Source organism: Streptomyces sp. NPDC014676, from assembly GCF_043084105.1.
Lineage (GTDB): Bacteria > Actinomycetota > Actinomycetes > Streptomycetales > Streptomycetaceae > Streptomyces.
Window position 1 is genome coordinate 1 of the sequence record NZ_JBIBZI010000031.1, and the last position, 19,120, is coordinate 19,120.

Annotated in this window: 16 protein-coding genes and 3 pseudogenes; 10 read left to right on the top strand and 9 right to left on the bottom strand. The window is 68.0% G+C overall.

Features of this window, described 5'->3' with window-relative positions:
• A pseudogene (locus ACF1DX_RS38290) lies at window positions 1-170 on the top strand (IS5/IS1182 family transposase); the annotation flags it as partial.
• Between the two features lie 138 nt (window positions 171-308).
• On the opposite strand, the gene ACF1DX_RS38295 reads toward ACF1DX_RS38290, so the two are convergent.
• Window positions 309-725 carry a hypothetical protein gene (locus tag ACF1DX_RS38295; protein ID WP_391795760.1) on the bottom strand — a complete coding sequence of 139 codons (417 nt, stop codon included), beginning with the start codon at window positions 723-725 and terminating at the stop codon, window positions 309-311.
• A 46-nt stretch (window positions 726-771) separates the two neighbouring features.
• Here ACF1DX_RS38295 and ACF1DX_RS38300 point away from each other — a divergent pair, with 46 nt between their 5' ends.
• The 4 genes and pseudogenes from ACF1DX_RS38300 to ACF1DX_RS38315 form a co-directional block, all read left to right on the top strand.
• On the top strand, window positions 772-1,176 hold the full coding sequence (locus ACF1DX_RS38300) for an IS5 family transposase (protein ID WP_391795761.1): 405 nt from the start codon (window positions 772-774) through the stop codon (window positions 1,174-1,176).
• A complete protein-coding gene (locus tag ACF1DX_RS38305) occupies window positions 1,173-1,547 on the top strand; it encodes a transposase (protein ID WP_391795784.1) in 375 nt (124 codons plus the stop codon). The genes ACF1DX_RS38300 and ACF1DX_RS38305 overlap by 4 nt, the downstream gene beginning before the upstream one ends.
• A 12-nt stretch (window positions 1,548-1,559) precedes the next feature.
• A protein-coding gene (locus tag ACF1DX_RS38310; RefSeq protein WP_391795762.1) for an IS3 family transposase occupies window positions 1,560-2,797 on the top strand; the annotation gives its coding sequence in 2 pieces (ribosomal slippage) (window positions 1,560-1,884 and window positions 1,884-2,797; 1,239 coding nt in all).
• Between the two features lie 69 nt (window positions 2,798-2,866).
• Window positions 2,867-2,984: pseudogene (locus ACF1DX_RS38315) on the top strand (IS5/IS1182 family transposase); the annotation flags it as partial.
• Between the two features lie 488 nt (window positions 2,985-3,472).
• Here ACF1DX_RS38315 and ACF1DX_RS38320 read toward each other — a convergent pair.
• Window positions 3,473-3,664 carry a hypothetical protein gene (locus ACF1DX_RS38320; protein WP_391795763.1) on the bottom strand — a complete coding sequence of 64 codons (192 nt, stop codon included), beginning with the start codon at window positions 3,662-3,664 and terminating at the stop codon, window positions 3,473-3,475.
• An 89-nt stretch (window positions 3,665-3,753) separates the two neighbouring features.
• A complete protein-coding gene (locus ACF1DX_RS38325; protein ID WP_391795764.1) occupies window positions 3,754-3,921 on the bottom strand; it encodes a pRL2-8 in 168 nt (55 codons plus the stop codon).
• Between the two features lie 568 nt (window positions 3,922-4,489).
• On the opposite strand from ACF1DX_RS38325, the gene ACF1DX_RS38330 reads away from it, so the two are divergent.
• Window positions 4,490-5,362 (top strand): hypothetical protein, encoded by an 873-nt coding sequence (locus ACF1DX_RS38330; RefSeq protein ID WP_391795765.1) that lies wholly within the window; start codon window positions 4,490-4,492, stop codon window positions 5,360-5,362.
• Window positions 5,355-5,888, top strand: coding sequence for a hypothetical protein (locus ACF1DX_RS38335; protein WP_391795766.1), 534 nt, complete (start codon window positions 5,355-5,357; stop codon window positions 5,886-5,888). Before ACF1DX_RS38330 ends, ACF1DX_RS38335 begins: the two co-directional genes overlap by 8 nt.
• Before the next feature lie 70 nt (window positions 5,889-5,958).
• On the opposite strand, the gene ACF1DX_RS38340 is transcribed toward ACF1DX_RS38335, so the two are convergent.
• From ACF1DX_RS38340 to ACF1DX_RS38360, 5 genes and pseudogenes are all read right to left on the bottom strand, one after another.
• A complete protein-coding gene (locus tag ACF1DX_RS38340; protein WP_391795767.1) occupies window positions 5,959-6,804 on the bottom strand; it encodes an IS5 family transposase in 846 nt (281 codons plus the stop codon).
• A 58-nt stretch (window positions 6,805-6,862) separates the two neighbouring features.
• Window positions 6,863-7,281 (bottom strand): annotated as a pseudogene (locus tag ACF1DX_RS38345) (RacP protein).
• A 2-nt stretch (window positions 7,282-7,283) separates the two neighbouring features.
• Window positions 7,284-8,285: a DUF6192 family protein gene (locus ACF1DX_RS38350; RefSeq protein WP_391795768.1), complete on the bottom strand. Its 1,002-nt coding sequence runs from the start codon at window positions 8,283-8,285 to the stop codon at window positions 7,284-7,286.
• Window positions 8,286-8,829: 544 nt separating this feature from the next.
• Window positions 8,830-10,287, bottom strand: coding sequence for an NF041680 family putative transposase (locus ACF1DX_RS38355; RefSeq protein ID WP_391795769.1), 1,458 nt, complete (start codon window positions 10,285-10,287; stop codon window positions 8,830-8,832).
• A gap of 183 nt (window positions 10,288-10,470) precedes the next feature.
• Complete coding sequence (locus ACF1DX_RS38360; RefSeq protein WP_391795770.1) at window positions 10,471-11,661, bottom strand: helix-turn-helix domain-containing protein; 1,191 nt, start codon at window positions 11,659-11,661, stop codon at window positions 10,471-10,473.
• Between the two features lie 164 nt (window positions 11,662-11,825).
• Here ACF1DX_RS38360 and ACF1DX_RS38365 point away from each other — a divergent pair, with 164 nt between their 5' ends.
• Complete coding sequence (locus ACF1DX_RS38365; protein WP_136233468.1) at window positions 11,826-12,431, top strand: hypothetical protein; 606 nt, start codon at window positions 11,826-11,828, stop codon at window positions 12,429-12,431.
• 440 nt (window positions 12,432-12,871) lie between these two features.
• Window positions 12,872-13,684, top strand: a complete 813-nt coding sequence (locus tag ACF1DX_RS38370; RefSeq protein WP_391795771.1) for an IS5 family transposase — start codon at window positions 12,872-12,874, stop codon at window positions 13,682-13,684.
• Here ACF1DX_RS38370 and ACF1DX_RS38375 read toward each other — a convergent pair.
• On the bottom strand, window positions 13,620-14,132 hold the full coding sequence (locus ACF1DX_RS38375) for a hypothetical protein (protein ID WP_391795785.1): 513 nt from the start codon (window positions 14,130-14,132) through the stop codon (window positions 13,620-13,622). The genes ACF1DX_RS38370 and ACF1DX_RS38375 overlap by 65 nt on opposite strands.
• Before the next feature lie 487 nt (window positions 14,133-14,619).
• Here ACF1DX_RS38375 and ACF1DX_RS38380 point away from each other — a divergent pair, with 487 nt between their 5' ends.
• Window positions 14,620-19,035 carry a hypothetical protein gene (locus tag ACF1DX_RS38380; protein WP_391795772.1) on the top strand — a complete coding sequence of 1,472 codons (4,416 nt, stop codon included), beginning with the start codon at window positions 14,620-14,622 and terminating at the stop codon, window positions 19,033-19,035.
• The last annotated feature ends 85 nt before the right edge of the window (window positions 19,036-19,120 follow it).

Here is a 19,120-nt window from a genome sequence, read left to right on the forward strand (position 1 = left end):
TGCGCGGCTGGCGCCGACGTCACAACCGGGACCACGCGAAGATCCGCAACCTCGGTGAACGCGCCATGGCGATCCTCAAGTCCTGGCGGCTCCTGTGGAAGCTCCGCTGCAGCACCACCCGGATCACAGCCGTCGTCCGAGCTGTCGTTGCCCTCGAACTCACCACCTGATCAAGATGGAAAACCCTCACTGTTCGCTGTCGGCATGCCGCCGCCTGACGGCGGCCGCCCTGTCGGCATCGAGGGCCTCGGCCCGGCCGGCGGGGATCGTTGTCTGGCCTGGATGCTTGCGCGGGGCGGCCGGGCGCGTCATCCGGTCGTCCTTTCTGTGATGATCGGGTCGACGGTCGGCTGGTCCAAGCGCTGCCGGCCGGCCAGGACGGCCGCCACGGGGATGACGGTGAGGAACCTGTCCCTGGTGTGGAGCCAGGACTCCACCGTGGTCCGTTCCTGGTGGGTGAGGGAGCCGATGTCGGCTTCGCATTTGCCGACGAGTTCGTCGATCTGTTGGATCTCCTGGCGCAGCAGCTCCAGGTTCGCCGTGCTCAAGGGACTCGCGGTGAGCACGTGGCCGTAGGCGCTCTCCAGCGCGGCGAGCTGCTTCGCCTTCCCGGCGCGCAGTTGGCGCAACTCGGGCAGGTGGGTGAAGTCGGTGGTGTAGAAGGTGCAGGAGAAGCAGCGGTTGTACACCGGGCAGCCGTGCCCGTCGGCGCGGACGTTGTTCATCTAGGGTCCGTCTTCAAAGATCATCCGGGTGGTGGATCATGCTGGGGTGATACGCCGTCATGAACTCACCGATCAGGAGTGGGAGTTGCTCGCTCCGCTGATACCGCAGGCCTCGACGGGCAGGCCGCGGGTGTCGGACCGGCAGGTCATCAACGGGATGGTCTACAAGATCAGGACCGGGATCTCGTGGTGTGACCTGCCGGAACGCTACGGGCCGTGGAAGACGGTCTACACCCGCTTCCGCCGTTATGCCCTGGACGGCGTGTTCACCCAGGCCCTGCAGCAGATCCAAGCCCGTGCGGACGCGGCTGGTGACATCGGCTGGCTCATCCAGATCGACTCCACCATCATCCGCGCCCACCAGCATGCCGCCGCCACTGGCCGAAAAGGGGGAAGCACCGGCCGGACGAACCGGACGATCACGCCCTCGGCCGATCCCGAGGAGGCCTGACCACCAAAGTCCATCTCGCCTGCGACGGTCAGGGACGGCCTCTGGCAATCCTGGTGACACCAGGTCAACGCCACGACAGCGTCTGCTCACGCCCCCTCCTGGAACGCATCCGGGTCCCGCGCACGGGTCCGGGCCGACCACGCTGCAGACCCGACCACGTCATCGCGGACAAGGTTTACAACTCCCGCGGCTTCCGCGCCTACCTGCGGCGACGCGGTATCGCACACACCATCCCGGAGAAGAGCGACCAGCAGCGACACCGGTACAACCGCGGCCGCCAAGGCGGGCGACCACCAGTGTTCGACCGGCACATGGGACCTGTCCCTGAGTGGTGGACACCTCTGAGCCCGGCCCCGCCAGGAGCCGGGTAGAAGGCATCTTTTATGGTGATGAAGGTTTACTCGCCCGAGTTCAAGGCGGATGCCGTCGCGCTGTACCTGTCGGACCCGAGCCACACCTTTGAGGGCATCGGCAAGGACCTGGGGATCAGCCGCGAGACGCTGCGTAACTGGGTACGGGCCGAACGGGCCCGCCACGGCGGGGGCAGCACGACGAGTACGAGCACGGAGAAGAGCACGGTGGATTCCCCGCCGACGGCCGAAGAGCTTCAGGCCGAGAACGAGGCCCTGCGCCGGGAGTTGGCGATGGTACGCACGGAGAACCAGAAGCTGGCCACTGAGCGTGACATCCTGCGCAAGGCCACGAAGTTTTTCGCACAAGAGATGACCTGGTGACCAGCCGCTTCCAGTTCATCGAGGACCACCACTGCGCCTGGGGCGTGAAGCGGTTGTGTCAGGTGCTGGAGATCGCCCGCTCCAGCTTCTACAAGTGGCGGACCGGCCGCGCGGCTCGCGCCGCGCGTGAGCAGGCCGATGTCGCGCTCGCCGGGCGGATCCGCGCCGTGCATGCCGAGTGGGACGGTACCTACGGCCGCCCGCGGATCACCGCTGAGCTGCGTGAGGCGGGCGAACGCGTGAACCACAAGCGCGTCGGACGGGTGATGCGGAAGTTCGGCATCGCCGGGCTGCGGCTGCGCAAGCGCCAGGTCACCACCGTGCCCGAGCCGTCCGCCGCACCGGTGCCGGACCTGTTCCGGCGCGACTTCACCGCGAGTGGGCCGAACCTCAAGTACGTCGGCGACATCACGTACCTGCCGGTGGGTGACGGCGAGTTCCTGTATCTGGCGACAGTGATCGACTGTTTCTCGCGCCGCCTGGTGGGCTGGTCGGTCGCCGACCACATGCGCACCGAGTTGGTCACCGACGCGCTCCGGGGCGCCGCCCGGACGCGGGGCAGCCTGGCCGGCGCCGTCTTCCACAGCGATCACGGGGCGCAGTACACCTCCCGCCAATTCGCCGAAGTATGCGCCGAGTTGGGGATCAGGCAGTCGATGGGAGCGGTCGGAACCTCAGCGGACAACGCGCTCGCCGAGTCATTCAACGCAGCCCTCAAACGCGAGACACTGCGCGGTGCCCGCCGCTTCAACGACACCCGCGCCTGCCGCCTGGCGGTCTTCCGCTGGACTACGCGCTACAACACCCGCCGACGACACTCGGCGAACGGACAGCAGGCACCGATCGCCTACGAACAGCAGTCAGCTACCCTGACACTCGCCGCATAACGAAACGAACAGGTGTCCACCCTTTGGGGGCAAGGCCCCATCTACCGACAACGCAACATCATTGAGCGTTGCTTCTACCGGCTCAAGGGGGTTCCGCGGCATCGCCACCCGATACGATAAGACCGCCACCTCCTACGAAGCGGCGGTCACACTCGCGTCGTTCCTGCTGTGGGCAAGATCCGTTTGAAGACGGACCCTAGAACGCCTGGTCTCCGGCCCGTTCCCGGCGTCCGCACGGCGCGGTGTGCCCGCCGTGCAACAAAGGCGTGAGGGTGGCGTGGACCTGGGTTTCCGGGGTATCCGAGCGCCGTTAACCGTGTCGCTCAGGACGAAGGTGGCGGTGTGGGCCAGTGGTGCATGAAGACGAGGAACAGCCGCTGGCCAGCCGCCCCATCTTGTCCTCGGTCGCCTTGGATGGCGGGGAGCCGATCGCTGAGGCGCGGCAGGTGGCCCGCCGTTTCATGACCGAAGTGCAGGCCGTTCACGGCCTGCCCGTCTCGACGCGGGCGATGGGACTGGCGGAGCTGGTGGCGCGAGCCGGTGGGCAAGCGCGTGAAGGCCGCGATCGTTCTGGCCGACGATCCCGGTGGGCATCCGGCAGGCCGACTGATGTAACCAGCTCGGGCAGTTCCTCGCTTGTCGATACGCCGTTCACGCCTGCAGCGGCCACGCGCACTACAAGGCGGTCCGTCTCAACACGCTGTACTTGACAGAGAAGTCGTCGCTGACCGTCTCGCGTAGCGCGTCCAGAGACAGGACCTGCGAGGCGGGCCAGGTGTTCGCGATGGTGGTCTTCCCGGCCCCGGCGGGGCCGATGAGGACGACCAGGCCGTTCTCGGGCATCTGCGGGTAGTACGGCGCGGTCATACGGACTCCTTGAGGGTGAAGGGGGTGCCGGGCAGCTCGGCGGAGGCGCTGCCCGGCGTGGTGGGTGAACGGGACGGCTTCGCACGCCGTCAGCGCACGATCATGTGGGCGGGGTGGCCGTTCTTCATGTGGTCCACGCACTGCGGGCAGTCCTCGCGCGGACCGAGCCCGGCGTGGGCCTCGCGGCTGGCGTACGCGTGGAACCAGCACTGCGCGCACTGTCCCCGGGGCGGATTCGTCGCCTTCGCGCTCGCCATCTCAGCTGTCTCCTTGCGGGTGAAGGGCGCGGGCAGACCAGATCAGGCGCTGCCCGGCGTCGTCAGTGATCAGAGCGGCGGCCTCGTGCAGCGGGCACGAGGCGTCACCGTCGCGGTCGGGCTCGATCTGCGCGGCACAGCGCGCGGCGACGGTAAGAGCTTGTTTCTGAAGGGCTCTGACTCGTCTGATGGATCGAGAGCCTGGTCAGCGAGCAGCCGGCCAATGCGCGTGCTCAAGTTCCGCTTCCGCTGGGAGCAACCAGGTGGGTGAATGTGTTCGCCCTATGCGGCGTGGTGGCCCCCGGTCTCGAATTTGGCTGGATAAGCCGATCACATGACCTCATGCCGTAAGCGTCGCCGCGCTGCCGCTCTGACACTGGCTGCGGCAGCACTGCTTCCCGTTTCCTTGACGGTTGCTGCGCCTGCATCAGCGAGCCACAACGGGACCATCGCCCACCAAGAGCTCGGCGATTCGAGCGGTAAAGCGCTGAGGTTGCTGGCCCAACCGCCGTTCCCACCCACCGACCTCAGCCTGCTAAGTACCGGGGCCTATCCCGACGGACCTCCGATGGAGCCAGCACCTCCCCGCGAGATCACTGCGAAGGAACTGGTCCGCCAACTTAAGGCCACGCTCAAGCCTCGCGGCCACCGTACGGTCGAAGAGGGCCTTGCCGTCTTCCGCAGTTCGCAGATCGCTACCGTGATGCCGGATGCGAACCTGCGCGCTGCCCTCGCCTCGCTGGCTGGCAGCCCCGCCCAGGGCAGTATCCAGGCAATCCGAGACGGTCTGTTCTCGCAGGTTGTTTTCGGCACCACGCCCAACCCAAACGCGATCGCCCAGGTCATTGCTGCCGAACCGCAGCCATATATCGTGTTCAACCAGCGGTTTCGCTACGAGGACTTCCGACTCCTAGGTCGCGTTTTCTCTCACGAGACTCTGCACTCAGACCGGAACCTCAATGCCAACGAAGAGCTGATCGCATCGACCTTGGACGGAGCCTACTACGGGCAATTGCTCCTTGAGCAGCCTCAGCTCGCGACCAGCCGCACCGAGCTGTCACGAAGGTCGAACACTCAGCTGATGGCATTGCTAAACACGCGCGACTCTCGCGGGCGACAGCGGCTGATCCAGTCCACCGGGAACGTACTGCCCGACTCGGCCACTCCGCTGCCGAGCTTCGGTGCTGCGTTCCTTGGCATCACTCCCAACGGGAGCACAGCGACGGATCCGACCAGCACGCCGGGCAATGCGAACTTGGACTTCTTCCTCAGCGCGATCACTGACACGCGGCAGAGGGGTGCCGAGTTCAACACCGCGACTGTCCGACTTCTTGACATTCGTCAGGCGTGGGCCACGCCGCGTGAGCGGATCCGGCTGGCCCGGCTGCTCAAACTGCGCATCCCCGCTCCCCCAGCAACCTACGGAGACCCACGTGCCTGAGGAGAACGAGCGCCGGAATGATGAGGACCTTCGTCATTCCTATTTCCTGGACCGCGACCGTCTGTGTGTCGACCTCGAGGGCGCGTCCGCAGAGCTGGATCGGCTTCCGGGCGTGGACAGGGACGTTCTTGCGGAACTTCAGGAACGCCTCGCTGATGCGAGGGAAAGCCTGCTCAGAGTGCTGGAGATGATCCCTGACGCCACGTCTGAGCGCCGGGAACACCTGGCTGCCCAGGCCGCCAGCGCCATCGGCGTGATGGAAGCGGACATTGCGGCGGTCGTGCTCGCGGTCGAGGACGGAGAGGGCGACAGCGGCGAGAGTGCCGGCGAGCACGCCGGGGGAGGAGCTGTCCGCGGGTTCACCCGGTTCATCAAACCGAAGTTCATGGCAGGCTCCAGACGCTTGTTGAACATGCTGTCTAAGTACCTGACCCTGAAGGAGTGGTCGCTCCAGGGAGAGATCAACGGCGGGATTCCGCTGCTCGCAATGGGGAAAGCATCTCTGACGTTGACTTTCGGCGCATAGACCGTGTAATTCCCGCACTGGTCGAGTAGTGCGGGCGACGGTGGCTTGGATAGGGGCCCAGTAGGGTGGCTCAGCCGCTCGGGGTCGGCTTCCTTGTCCAGCTGGGGGTGGCGCCTTTCTGGGCGAGACGCCTGGTCATAAGGGTGATGGCGGCCCAGGTGATCAGGGTCTCGGAGTGCTGGATGAGCCGTTCGTAGTCCCTCGCGTGGCGGTGGGCGTGCATCATCCAGGCGAGCGAGCGTTCGACGACCCAGCGGCGGGGCAGCACGATGAAGCCGGAGGCGTCCTTGGGACGGCTGACGGGCTTGATGGTGAGGTTGAGGTGCTGCTTCGCCCAGTCCACGAGCTTCCCGGCATAGGCGGAGTCCGCCCAGACGATCGTGATCTCGGGGTGCATCAGCCGCAGGCGGAAGAGGACTTCCTTGGCCGCGGCGGCGTCATGCAGGTCGGCGGGGGTGACCATGACCATGAGGGGAAGTCCGCGGGTGTCGACGACCAGATGGCGCTTGCGCCCGTTGATCTTCTTGCCCGCGTCGTAGCCACGGGTGGCCCTGGAGACGGTTTCGGCGGCTTTCACGCTCTGGGAGTCGATCACGGTGGCCACCGCCCGGGGGCCTTTGCCCATGTCGCGGCGGATCCGGCCGGCGAGATGGTCGCGGATTTGGCCGATGATCCCGGCGGCGGCCCAGCGGGCCATGAACCCCCAGACCGTGCGCCAGGGCGGGAAATCCGCAGGCAGGGCCCGCCACTTGCAGCCCGTATCGACGACGTAGCGGATCGCGTCGACGATCTCACGGCGCGGATGTTTCTCAGGCCGGCCGCCTTTGCTCGTCTCGCAGGCCGGAGTGGGTAACGGCCCTTCGAGCAAGGCCCATTCAGCGTTCGTGGTGTCCGAGGGGTAGCGGCGTCGGCGCATGGCGGGGTGCCTTCGAACAAGTGCGGTGGGACCGCCCTGCAGGCGGTCCCACCGCAGGTCAGGAGCTGTTGATGAGGTCGAGGGTGGACTCGATGGAGTTGAACTGGGCGACGATGTGCTTGACCCACTTGTCGCCCGGGTGGGCGGCGGCATGCGGGGCGACGGTGCCGGTGATGAACCGGCAGAACTGGTCAGCTTCTCCCTGACCACCGCCCGTTCGTATGCCTCCAGCACGTCCCGCTCGGCGCCGAGCTGGTAGCCCGTCACCCTGTTCCAGGTCAGCGGGGGCCAGCCCTTCTCCGCGGCCTGGTCCTTCAGCGCGGCGAGCCCGGAACGGACCTGGCTGGGGCTCAGGTCGCTGGCGCGTACGAGCTGAGGGAACTCAAGGCCGGCGGGTCTGGCCTCGAACAGTACGAACCGCAGGGTGTCCGCGTGGCGTCTGGCGGCATCGCCCCGTCGCCGTGAGGCGCGGGGCATCCTCATTCGCCCTTGAGGAGACGGGCCAGTTCGTCGTCGACGTCGACCTTGCCGGTGTCGACGGCCGTCTCGATCCAGTCCAGCGTCGCCCGCACGCGGGCGACGTTCTGATGAACGATCGTGCGTTCGTCGTCGTTCAGGGTGCGGTCCCGCAGGCCGGGGACGGTCCGCCCAGCGGCTGCGACGAAGGAGTGGCAGGCGGTGACCAGGTCCAGGAATTCCACCGACCGGTCGATCGCGCGGACGGCCGGGGCGACGGGGCTGCTGCGGTCGAAGTCCTCGCGGGCTTGCCGGCCGCGTTCGACCTGGGCATGGTTGACCTGGAAGCGGGCAGTGTCGTCACTCATCGCCTTGAACGCGACGTCCGGCCTGCGCAGCAGGTTCGTCGCGGCCGTCGCTGCGACCGACTCGTCACGGGTGAATTCCTCCACCACCCGGACCTTGTCCTCCGCCGACACTTTGGCCGCGACCTGCGGACGCTTGAGGAAGTCGGTGGTGACTGCCGCGGCGACCTCTTCATCCCGGGCCAGCGAATGGATCGCGGTGACCTTCTCCTGTGGCGTGACCGGGGTCTCGACCTGCTGACCCACCCGCCGGCTCGCGCCGTCCGTGGTCCACCGGGCCTTGCCGTCTGGTGGCGTCCCGATCACAGCGAACCGTTCCGCCTCATCCTCGATGTTCGCCAGGGCCCGGTGGACCGTGTACGACGCCGTCTTCGGACTGCGGTGTTCCTTCGGCCAGCGGGAGGCCACCCACCTCGTAGTCTTCACCGTGGCGACCGACAGCCCGATGTCGTCGGCCAGCCGCTTCAGCGACGCCTCGACCGTCCACTCCGGCTCTGCGATTGGGCCGCCCCGCTGCCTCATTGGCTCGATCTCCAGAGCGCGGTCACCGATCGTGAACTGCCCGTGCGTCTGCTGTTCGACCACGTCCCTCAACTCGGCGACGATCTGTTCATAACGGGACTGGCTGACACTCCCGACCTTCTCTGCCACTTCGGTCATCGTGTTCCACCACCAACTACGGGCCAGGGCCCGGCTCTTGAGGCCGTGACAGGACAGGGCCCGCTTTCGAACCGAGAGTCAGACCGAAAATTCTAAGATCACAATGAATGACCTTAAATGACCGGATGATGACCGGAGTTGGGTCAGAGATGCGTTTGCCGAGCGGTTACTGTGACCGTTCGCCGAACGGTTCCGCCCCGCGCCTCCAAGCCCTCACCTTGCACCGCGGCGAGCAGAACACCGCGTCCGAGCGACGATCGACACCGGCCACCCAGCGGGCCCCGCACTCCGGGCACTCCACCTCGCCCGTACCGTCCCGGACCGCCGCCAGGCGCTGGCGCAACCGTCGTTCCCGACGCCACTGCCTGGACCGACATGCCGACGAACAGAACTCTGCCCCGGGCCGGGCTCCCGGCCTCAGCCGTTCCCCGCAGCCCCGGCAGATCCTCTCCCCGGCCCGACCGGCGTCCTCGGACACCAAGCCAGCGTAGGACCCCCAGGCTACTCAGAACTGGGGCTTAGAAACACGCACTAAGCTTGTTATTTAACCTTTGCGAGCTTTGAGGCGATCACGTTCGGCGATGGTCTCGGGTCGTCTGGTTGTTTTGCCCACGTCGTGACGGGTGGCGGGGTGTCGGTTCTTCGAGCCAACTGGCCTTCCTGGTTCGGGTGTTGAGGGTTTCGGTGCACGGGCTGGGCAGTGCAAGTGCGGGCGGAGGTTCCGAAACCCCCGCCGGACCCTCGCGGGGGTGAGTCGGGCGGGCTCGGTCGGCTTCTCCCAGGGGCGGCGGAGGTCGGCGGCGGCCTCTCGGCTGAGCCTCAGCTGGGCGTGGGCGGCGATCACAAGCCATGTCCACCGATCCGCCGCCTCGGGGCTCCGTAGCTTCGGGCGAGTCCAGCCGAGGGTCTGCTTGATCATGCGGAAGGTGTGTTCCAGATCGAACCTGCGCAGGAACGCTTGCCAGCGCAGATCGACATCGCCGCTGGTCATGCCGGTCTTCGAGGACCACAGCCAGACGGGCAGCGGGTCCTGGCCGCCGGGCAGGTGCTCGACCTCCAGGCGGATCAGCGTGCCCTCAATGACGGGGAGCTCGCCGGTGTGGTCGATCCACGCCGAGCGGGTGGTCAGCCGAGGGTGGATGCGGTCCCAGGCCATGGCCCGGGCGGTGCCGTACCGGTCGGTGACCTGCACTGTCGCGGCGTCGGGCTGGCCCCAGGTGTCGGGCTTGGCGAAGCGGAACTCCTTGCCGTGCTTCGGCGGCCGCCCGCCCTGGGGATAGGCCGCGGCGTACTCCTTGAGCGTGGGCGCCGGCCGCCGCATGACGCGGTCCGCGCGCATCCGGCCGAGCACCTCGACGGGCAGGCCCTCCAAGAGATAGGCCATGCGCGGGGCGTCGTAGCCGGCGTCGAAGACGACCAGGACGTCCGGGTCGCCCGGCTCCCACTGGCCGCCGCCGATCAGGTCGGCCACGACGCGGCGGACCTGGGCCGCTGTGACCTCGGCGACGTCGTCATCCGGGCCCAGGCGGACCGCGTCCAGCAGCTGGCACCACGAGGTGCGGCCCGTCTCCAGCGCCGCCACGAACGAGTACGGCCAGCCGGGAATGAACTGGTCACTGGAGCGACCCGAGCGTCCGTAGACGTGACAGAACAGTCGCTCCGGGCTGCATGGAGCGTCCGGACGCAGCCAGTTGGTCACATCGACCGCGAGGACCAGCCGGTTGTCGGCCGCCTTGGGCTGCGGCAGCACCGCCAGAGCCCGGCGCAACCCGGTTGTGTCGATACGGCCGCAGTTCAACGCGTCATACAGGGCGCCGTGACCGCGGCGGTGTTCAGCCAGCAGCGTCAGGTCGACCGGTGAGGGCACCGGCCCGTTCCCGCAGAGCAGCGCGTCCGTGAGCTCGAACAGGGTGTCACCGCGCCGGGTCAGGCACGCGTACAGGTCCTCCCGGAAGTGTGATGTGAAGCCGAACGCGTCCCGCCGGGCATCCTGATCCAGCACACTCACCTCTGCGGCCTTCGTATGGGACTGTTTCCGTGACGGAACGCAGGATCATGCGAGGGCCGTCCGCCTGTCCGGAGAATCCCCAGGTGAGTGACGTCATACGACGCCCTGTTCGAGGTCAAAGGTTAAAGAACAAGCTAAGCGCTTGCTCAGCCTATGTCAGTCGAAGTTACTCATCGGTCACCCGGTCTGTCCAGAGTCCGAGTCTGTGATCCAGCGCCCTTCGGCGGAGTCGTGCACGTACGTCGGCCTCCCCATGGTCCCGCTCGTGCGGAACGGCTTCCCGCCGTCCGTGATCCGCACCGTCCCCGTACGGCCCCCGGCGCTCCACTCCAGCTCCAGGTACCAGCGGCAGTCGCAGCCCGCCGTCCGCGCGGAGACCAGCAGCTCCTCGGGGTCGGAGGAGGTGACCTTGTACGGGAAGGAGACGGCCGGGATCTTCCGGACCTCGGTGCCGGAGGCGTCAAGGCCGTCGACGGGCCTCGCGAGCGGGCGCGGCCGATCGAGGTCCACGGCGAAGTGGCGCGGGGTGACGGCGCCGCCACAGCCGTTGTCCATTCGGTACGCGTTCCACGGCAGCGGTGCAGCGCGGTCGACCACGCGCACGTGCAGGGCATGGAGGACGACAGCGTCGGACGGCGACCGGCCCTGGACCGTGATCCGCACCAGCGCCTCCCCGCCGTGCACGGCACCGTGCGTCCCGGCCCACGCCCCGGAGTCGGCCGTGACCGGCGGCGGGGCGACCGCGCGGGGGGCCCGGTCCACGAGGTAGGTGTGCCCGCAGCCGCCCTCCCAGAGCTGGGAACCGATGCTCCAGGTGAAGGGGAGGGGGGCCGCGGTCCGCCCCGGAGCGGTGGAAGCGGGAGCGGGGGCGGAAGCCGTATGGGTGGGGTGGCCGAGCAGGGCGGCGGCGAGGGCGAGCACGACGAGGGCGACGGTGGCGGCGACGAGGAGGGGAGTGGGGGCGCCACGACGGGGGCGGGCGCGGGGCGCCTCCGGCGCAGACAGATCCGCGGCGGACGGGTCCGGCGCGGTCGGTTCCGGCGCGGACGGTTCCGGGTTCGATTCCGGCGCGGCCGACACGGCCGGCACAGGCGTGGGCGCGGGCGAGGCCGCTCGGCGGCGGGCGCGGTCCGCCTCCGTCCAGGCCGCCTCCAGGGCCCGCCGTTCCTCCTCGTCCGCCCCGCACAGCAGGGCGAGGCGGTCGACCACGGCGAACTCCTCCGGGACGGTCGCGCCCGAGCAGTAGCGGTGGAGGGTGGACGCGCTGACGCTCAGCCGCCGGCCCAGCGCCTCGTAACTCCTCCCGTCCCGCGCCTTCAGCGCGCGCACGAGCCCCGCGAACTCCTCGACGGCGGCGTCCTTCGGCATTCCATCTCCCTCGACCCTGCGTCCCATCCTTCACGTCCTTGCACGTCAGCGGGGGTGGAATGGTTCCGGGACGGCTGGTGGGCGCGTGATCGTTGCAGTCGGCGGGCGCCGGCCCCACGCTGGTCGAGCACTGACCGAACGAACGACCCGACGGGGGATCCACCATGAACAAGCTCCGCACCGCACTCGCCACCGCAGCCGCTGCCGCGCTGGGCCTCGCGGCCCTCGCCACAGCCCCGGCGCAGGCCGCTGCCCAGCCCGCCTTCCTCGCCGCCTCCCAGATGCCGCCGTCGTCGACGCCGTGGACCGCCACCCAGGTCTTCACCGGCGTCCCGGAGAACGGCGGCGTCCTCTGCGCCCCGTACAAGATCCCGGCGCAGAACACCCGCTACCGCGAGTTCAGCACCGAGCTCGACACCAACGGCGTCCAGGTCACCACCGTCGCCCGTACCGAAGCCGACGCCGTGAAGCTGGTCGACACCCTCCGCGGGGCCCTCGCCGACTGCGGCCCCCTGCTGGAGCAGCAGAACCCGGGCCTGCAGGCCGTCAGCGCCTCCCACGGCAAGCTCGCCGTCGAGGAGGGCGCCTGGGTCTACAGCCTGGACACCGCCGACCCGCAGATCGGCATCTCTGACATCCACCTGTTCTCCGTCGGCCGCGACGGCCGCACCGTCACCCTCGTCCGCTGGGGCCAGATGGGCGACCTCGAGGACGCCCCGCTGACCGCCTTCCGCACCACGACGAAGACCGCCGTCAACAAGCTCCACTGACCCGGGGCTCCCCCGAGGGCTGACCACAGCTCGTCAGCAGCGCGGCCGGAACCCGGGCGCGCCGCTGACGAGCCCACCTGCTCCGCCGGCGGCGACCACTTCCTGGCCTTCACCAGCATCGCCTGCACCCTCATCTGCTACCGCAGACTCGCCAAATGAGATGGCCTCTAACTGGCTGTTCTCTATCCGCTCGGGTGGCCGGGTGGGGTTCGAACAGGGGCCTGGTTCGGGTGAGTCGGCCGGTGCCGATGCATGGAAGAAGGGCCTCTTGGTAGCTCGCGGATGTCGAGTCCAGCGAGAAGCAAGAGGCCCTGTTGTCGAAGTGTCGCGTGGTCACGGTTGCCGGGTCCAGTCCGTCCACTCCTGGGTGTGACTGCCTCGCCCACAGGTTCGGGAACGCGGCCGACCGGCCGGAGCGCCGGCCCCGGTACGGCTCGGACATGAGCGATGCCGAGTGGGCAGCCGTGCAGGACCTGCTGCCGGTGCCGGGATGGCTGGCAGGTCGGGGCGGGCGGCCGGAGGGCTACTGCCACCGGCAGATGATCGACGCGATCCGCTACCTCGTCGACAACGGCATCAAATGGCGGGCGATGCCCGCCGACTTCCCGCCCTGGCCGCGTCTCTATGCCTTCTTCGCCCGCTGGCGGGACGTGGGGCTCGTGGCCGAGCTGCACGACCGGCTGCGCGAGGCCGTCCGCGATTCCGAGGGCCGCGGTGCGGAGCCGAGTGCGGCGGTCATCGACTCGCAGTCGGTGAAGGCGGACGCCACCGTCGCCCGCACCTCGCGGGGCTTCGACGCCGGCAAGAAGATCAACGGACGCAAGCGGCACCTGCTCACCGACACGCTCGGGCTGCTGCTGGCCGTACTGGTCACGCCAGCGTCGACCACCGACCGGGACGCCGCACGCCTCCTGCTGCCCGCGGCCCTGGACCGCTTCGGACGGCTGGCACGGGTCTGGGCCGACGGCGGCTACACCGGCCACCTCGTCGACTGGAGTGCCACGCAGCTCGGCGTCGTTCTCGACATCGTCCGCCGCAGCGACGACATCAGCGGCTTCCAGGCGCTGCCCCGCCGCTGGGTCGTGGAAAGATCGTTCGCCGGGTGCCTGCGCAGCCGGCGCCTGGTCCGCGACTACGAACGCCGCACCGACACCAGCGAAGCGGTCATCCTGTGGTCGATGACCATGCTCATGAGCCGCCGCCTGGCCGCCCGGCACCAGCGTCCTGCTCCAGGGGTGGCTCGGGCAGCGTGAACCTGCCCGGCTTCACCTCGACCAGCCAGCCCCGTTCGACCAGCCGCTTCAGCCGGGCCCTGGCGCCTTCGACGCGGGAGGCGGACGCGCTGTCCCAGCCCAGCACCACCGCCGCCCGCCGGGCACCCAGCCCGTCGCCGCCCGCATCGACCGCAGCGACCATCAACGCCTGATAATCCGGCGACAACTCCGCCCCCTCACTCGCCTGTCGCCGGTGAGGCACCGCCCGACGCGGCCCGACCGGCTTCTTCTGAGGCACCTCGACTGCCATCTCGGCGGGCGCACCCCCCTCGGCCAGCGCCTCCAGATACTGCTCCAGGCCGATCACTCGGTGGCGGTGCACTTCTTCCGCGGCCGCCAGAGCCGCCCGCACTTGTTCCAGCTCGGCCTCGAGCTCCTGCACCCGCACTGCTGCGACCTTCTGCCGCTCCTCCAGAACCGCCCGCATCGACGGCATCCGCCACCTCCACGACATCTCGTCCGGCACCGAGCCGAGGCTCCCGCGACAGCGGCTGCTTCATGCCTGACCAGCGAAGACGTCACACAAGATTCGGAAAGAGAACGGCCTCTAAGAGCCAAGCGGGATCACCGCAGTAGGGCGACCACCGCCGCCAAAGCCCCGGTCACCGTCGCCATCACGATCAGCGTGGTCCCAAACGCCGCCCCTGCCCGCAGCGCCGCTGCCGGATACGACCCGCCAGATCGACGAACCAGGTACCCAGCGCCGACACCCACCGCAGCCGCCGTCAGCACTACCAGCACACAGCCCAGCACTATCATGAACGCAAGCATCGCCACAGCCCACCAGCCTCTCGCTACACGCAGTGAGAATCACTGCATGCACCGAAGATGCTGGACCCGGCGTTGACTAACGTTCACAGTGAATAGGAACGAAAGAAATTCAACGGCAGCACCATCACGTCGGGGGATGATTCTTGGAGGCGCAGCACAACCCGGGCGAGCAGCAGCTCACGGACCCGCAGGCCGCGCGCGACGAGCTCAGTGAACTGCTGGAGATCGCGCTCGGAAACAAGGGGATGACCAAGGCGACGCTGGCACAGCGGTGCGCCCTGTCGCCGACCACTGTCAGTCACGCCTTCAATAAAAAGAGGCCAGCGCCCAGCATCCGGACTCTCACCGCTCTCAATGCCGTCCTGGGGATCGGGCTTAAACGGCTGATGGACTTACGCAAGATCGCAGTACTACAGGCCAGCCCCGGGCTCCTCGCACTTAAGGCCGAGCGCGATGGCGGTGGCCCGGCTAAGTCAGACGCGCTCGGACAGCAGAGCGAAGCACAGGTCCATATACCGGCAGGAGCCGGTCTCGTTCCCGCGGTGCTTGGTCCTGAAGTCGTCGCTCCTCTGGCAGTCGCGGACGATGGCAATAAGTTGCCGATCGACGGGGACCTGATCGTGAGGGCTCGCGCCCGGCGCCAGAGGCCCTCCTATCACTACGAGATCCTGGAGTTCGAGGCCGAGGAGTTCGAGGGACGCCAGGTCGAACTCGCCGCGATGACGGCGTTCTGCAATGGCACGGACGGCTCGCCCTCACCGTACTGGCGGTGGGTCGGGCCCGCGTGGTGCGGCAAGACTGCCCTCATGGCGCACTTCGCGCTTCATCACCCGGAGAACATCGACGTCTTGCCCTTCTTCGTCACGACCGCCCGTATGCATGGACGGTCCGACCGGCACGCTTTCCTTCATGTGCTCCAAAAGCAGTTGAGCGGATACCTGAACGACGCCGACCTTGACTGTTCCGACCAGGGCACCCTTCACGAGGCCCTGGAACGTGCGGCGCGGCAGGCCAAGGCTGCCGGGCGGCATCTCGTCCTGCTCGTCGATGGCATGGACGAGGACACCGGAGTTCCGCGGTCGAGTGCAGGGCACAGTATCGCCGCGCTGCTGCCGAGCAAGCCGCCGGATGGGCTGCGGATCGTCGTCGCGGGGCGTCCACACCCGCCTGTTCCGGGTGATGTCACGCGGAAGCACCCGCTGCGCGACCCCGGGATCGATCACCCGCTGGGCCCGATCCCGGTCGCGCGCGCCATCCGTGAGGACGCCGAACGCAATCTTGACCTGCTCCTCGAGTCGAAAGGGCTCAAGCGCGAGCTGGTTGTTCTCACCGCGGCGGCCGGCGGTGGCCTCAGCACTGAGGACTACGCACGGTTGACGGATGACAGCCCGCTGCGGGTCGAGCAGGCACTGGGAGGGTCGGCAGGGCGGGTCTTCCAGAGGAACACCGCGCACCTCGCCCCTGCGGGAGGCAAGCTCTACTACTTCGCGCACCAGGAACTGCTCGTCACCACCCGGGACATGCTGCGGCCTGCCGAGCTGAGTGATGCCCGCGACCGCCTGCACCGGTTCGTCGCGGAGTTCCAGGCAGCCAACTGGCCGGAGGAGACGCCTGAGTTCGTGCTGCTCGGTTACCCGGCGATGCTGAGGGAGAGTAGTGATCTTGAGCGGCTGACCGAGATGGCAACGGACCGGGAACGCCAGGAGCGGTTATGGGAGAGCACTGCGTCAGACACCGAGGCGCTCGCGGAGACGCTGGACGCGTTGGAGCTTCACGTCACCGCTTCGGACCCTGATGTGGGGGCCTGCGTGCGGCTGGCCGTCCAGCGGGACGAGATCCAGGAGCGAGCCCGTTCCATTCCCTCGGGCGTCGTGCGCATGTGGGCGCGGCTGGGGTATGTGAGGAGAGCCGTGCGGCAGGCATCGCTCAGTCACCTGAGTGAGCCCGGAGATCTCTACGGCAGGGTTCTCGAAGAGTGCCGTTCCTCGGACGACGCGCAAACAGTCCTCGACGCCGTCTTCGCCATCCCTTCGGCCTCCCATCGGCACAATGCGTTGCGTTGGTGCGCTCTGGCTCTGGCATCCCGGAAGCTCCCGGAGCAGGCCGAGGAGTTGTGTCTGGCCATCGAGGACCCCGAAGAGCAGTCCCGGACTCTGACATGGTGTTGCCTGCGGCTCTCGGAGCAAGGCTGCGATGCCCGGGAAATCTCCGGACTGGCCAAGAGGGCCGCAGAGGCCTTGCCCCCGTGCTCCTGGGAGGAGAGCGCCACTCGGTATCGTGACCTGATCCGTGATCTCGTTAAGGCTCTCGGCAGGGCCGGTCTGGTCGATGTGGCACACGTCCTGTTGGAGAGAACCGTTGCCGTCGATGCGCGGCCCGAGGCGTGGTCCGTGTTCTGTGAGGAGCTCGCCGGCAGCGGCGAGGTACAACGAGCCGTCTTCGTCGTTCGCTCCATGCTGGGTCCGCATCTGCACGACGATGCTCTGCGGCACGTCGTTGCGGCAGGGGCCCGTACAAAAGCGTGGCGGGAGGCGCTCTCCACCGCCGCTGCTATCCGTGAGCCGTCGTTGCGCGCCGCGGCGAGAGCGAGCGCGGCGCAGGCGCTGGCGAAGGCCGGGCAGTGGGAGGAGGCCGAGGAAGCGGCCAGCGCAGCCGTGGACGAGGCCCGCGAGTTCCGGACCGCCGACGAGGTCAGCCCCGTCCTACGGGATGTCGTCGGTTTTCTGGTGGAGGCCGGCGCACTCGACCAGGCCGACCAGATGGCACATCAGGTGCCTGAAATCCAGGCACGGTTCACGGCGCTGACCCGGGTCGCCCTCGGATGGGCGAGCGCGGGCAGAACGGAGAACGCCGCTCGGACCGCGCAGGAAGTCGCAGAACTGGCGTTGCCGTACGTCGGCACTCTCGGAGGCCACCACCTGGTACCGAAAGCCGCCCTCACTTTGGCGCGAGTGGGCCTGTTGAACGAAGCCCTGGCACTGCTCGCTGGCACTTCGGCCACTGTTCAGGTCGGAAATGCCTTGGTCGACATCGTGACGGAGCTCATCGAACAGGGCGACTACGACCGGGCGATCACCGTCGCCCGGTCGATCGGCAGGGCGGACTGGCGGGGCATCGTCCTGGGAGCGGTGGCATACCGCCTGACGGGCGTAGGCGACAGTGTGGGCCAGACACCGGTCACGCTGGCCCGCGAGGCCACCGCGCAGGCGCGCTCTGGCGCTCACTCCGGCTTGCTGCAGCACCTGCTCCACCCTGTGCAGGACATGGCCTTGTCCGGGAACCTGAAAGCCGCCCTCGACGTGGCCTCGGCGATCCCGAACCTGGCGGGCAAGGACTACGCGCTGAACGCGGTGGTGTCGGGTGCTGTGCGGCACGGCAGCGTGGGCGAGGCGGCAGATCTGGCACGCTCCATCATGGAGCCCGACATCAGAGACCGTGCACTGAAGGACACCGCAATCGCATGGGCCCGGCAGGGGTGCGCTCCGGAATCCTTCAGCCTGGCGCAGTCGATCAGTGACACGGTCCTGCGGGCCGAGGCCCTGGCTCAGATCTCCATCCGCCTGTCGGACCGCGGCTGCTTCGAGGAGGCTGTGCGGGCTGCCGAGGACGCCGGCGAGTTGATCACCTCCATGGCAGAGACCCCCCAATGGCTCGACTGCTCCCTGGAGCAGGCAGCCAGGAACTTGATGAAGGACAGGTTTACCGATGCCCTCCGCATCGCCCGGCAAGTTCCTTCCTCCTTCTTCCGAGGCAGAGCACTGCACCAAGGGGTCCAGCATCTCCTCGAAGAAGGGCAACTGGAGGAAGCCGCCGACCTGACGCAGACCATCGACGAATTCACTTGGTCCCTCGAGTCCCTTGAGGAAACCGCGAGCGCGTTCATCGAATGCGGCAACCCCGACGGCGCCGAGTCGTCGATCTCGGCCATCCTGGCCCTGCACCAGGCGAGCGACCTGCCTGAGACAGCCCACGAGTACGTTTCCAGCAAAGGGGAGGAGGCACTGTCCACCATCATCCGCGCTCTGCGCGACACCGGGCAGCGGGAGCAGGCGCTCCAACTGGCGGAAGCGGCGCGGAGCGACAAGTTGAAGCAGCTGGCAGGCGCTTTGTCCGATATTCCCGCACCCGCGGAGCTCGAGGCGGCTGAGACACGGCCGGACAGCATGGACGACTCGCCTCGAGCCGCGGCCTCCCGGCTGAAGACACCGCCCACGTGGAACGGTCGAGAAATCACCGCGGGAAGCAACGACACTGCGTTCTCACAGTGGCGTGAGGTCAAGCGGCTCGTCTCCGAAGGCAAGCTCGACCAGGCCACAGACCTCGCCCGCGCCATTCCCCGCGACACATCGGGCTTCTTCAACCCACGAGGCGCGGCCCTTCTGCAGGTGGCAGGCGGCCACGCCCCCTCCGATGTGAGGCGACGGGCCCTCGTGGCAGAGGCCCTGGCCTCGGGATCCGTCACCATCCTCGTCGAAACAATCGCCCAGGCCGTACCCGAAGTCCTCATCGACGTCGCCCGCTGCACTCACTCACTGAGCCTCTACAAACACCACAGCTGAAAGCCCGGCCCGGACAAATGGTTTTGTCAGTGAGTAGCGAGAGCGTTTGTTGTCCAAGAGTGAGAACACCCTGTGGGTACGGAAG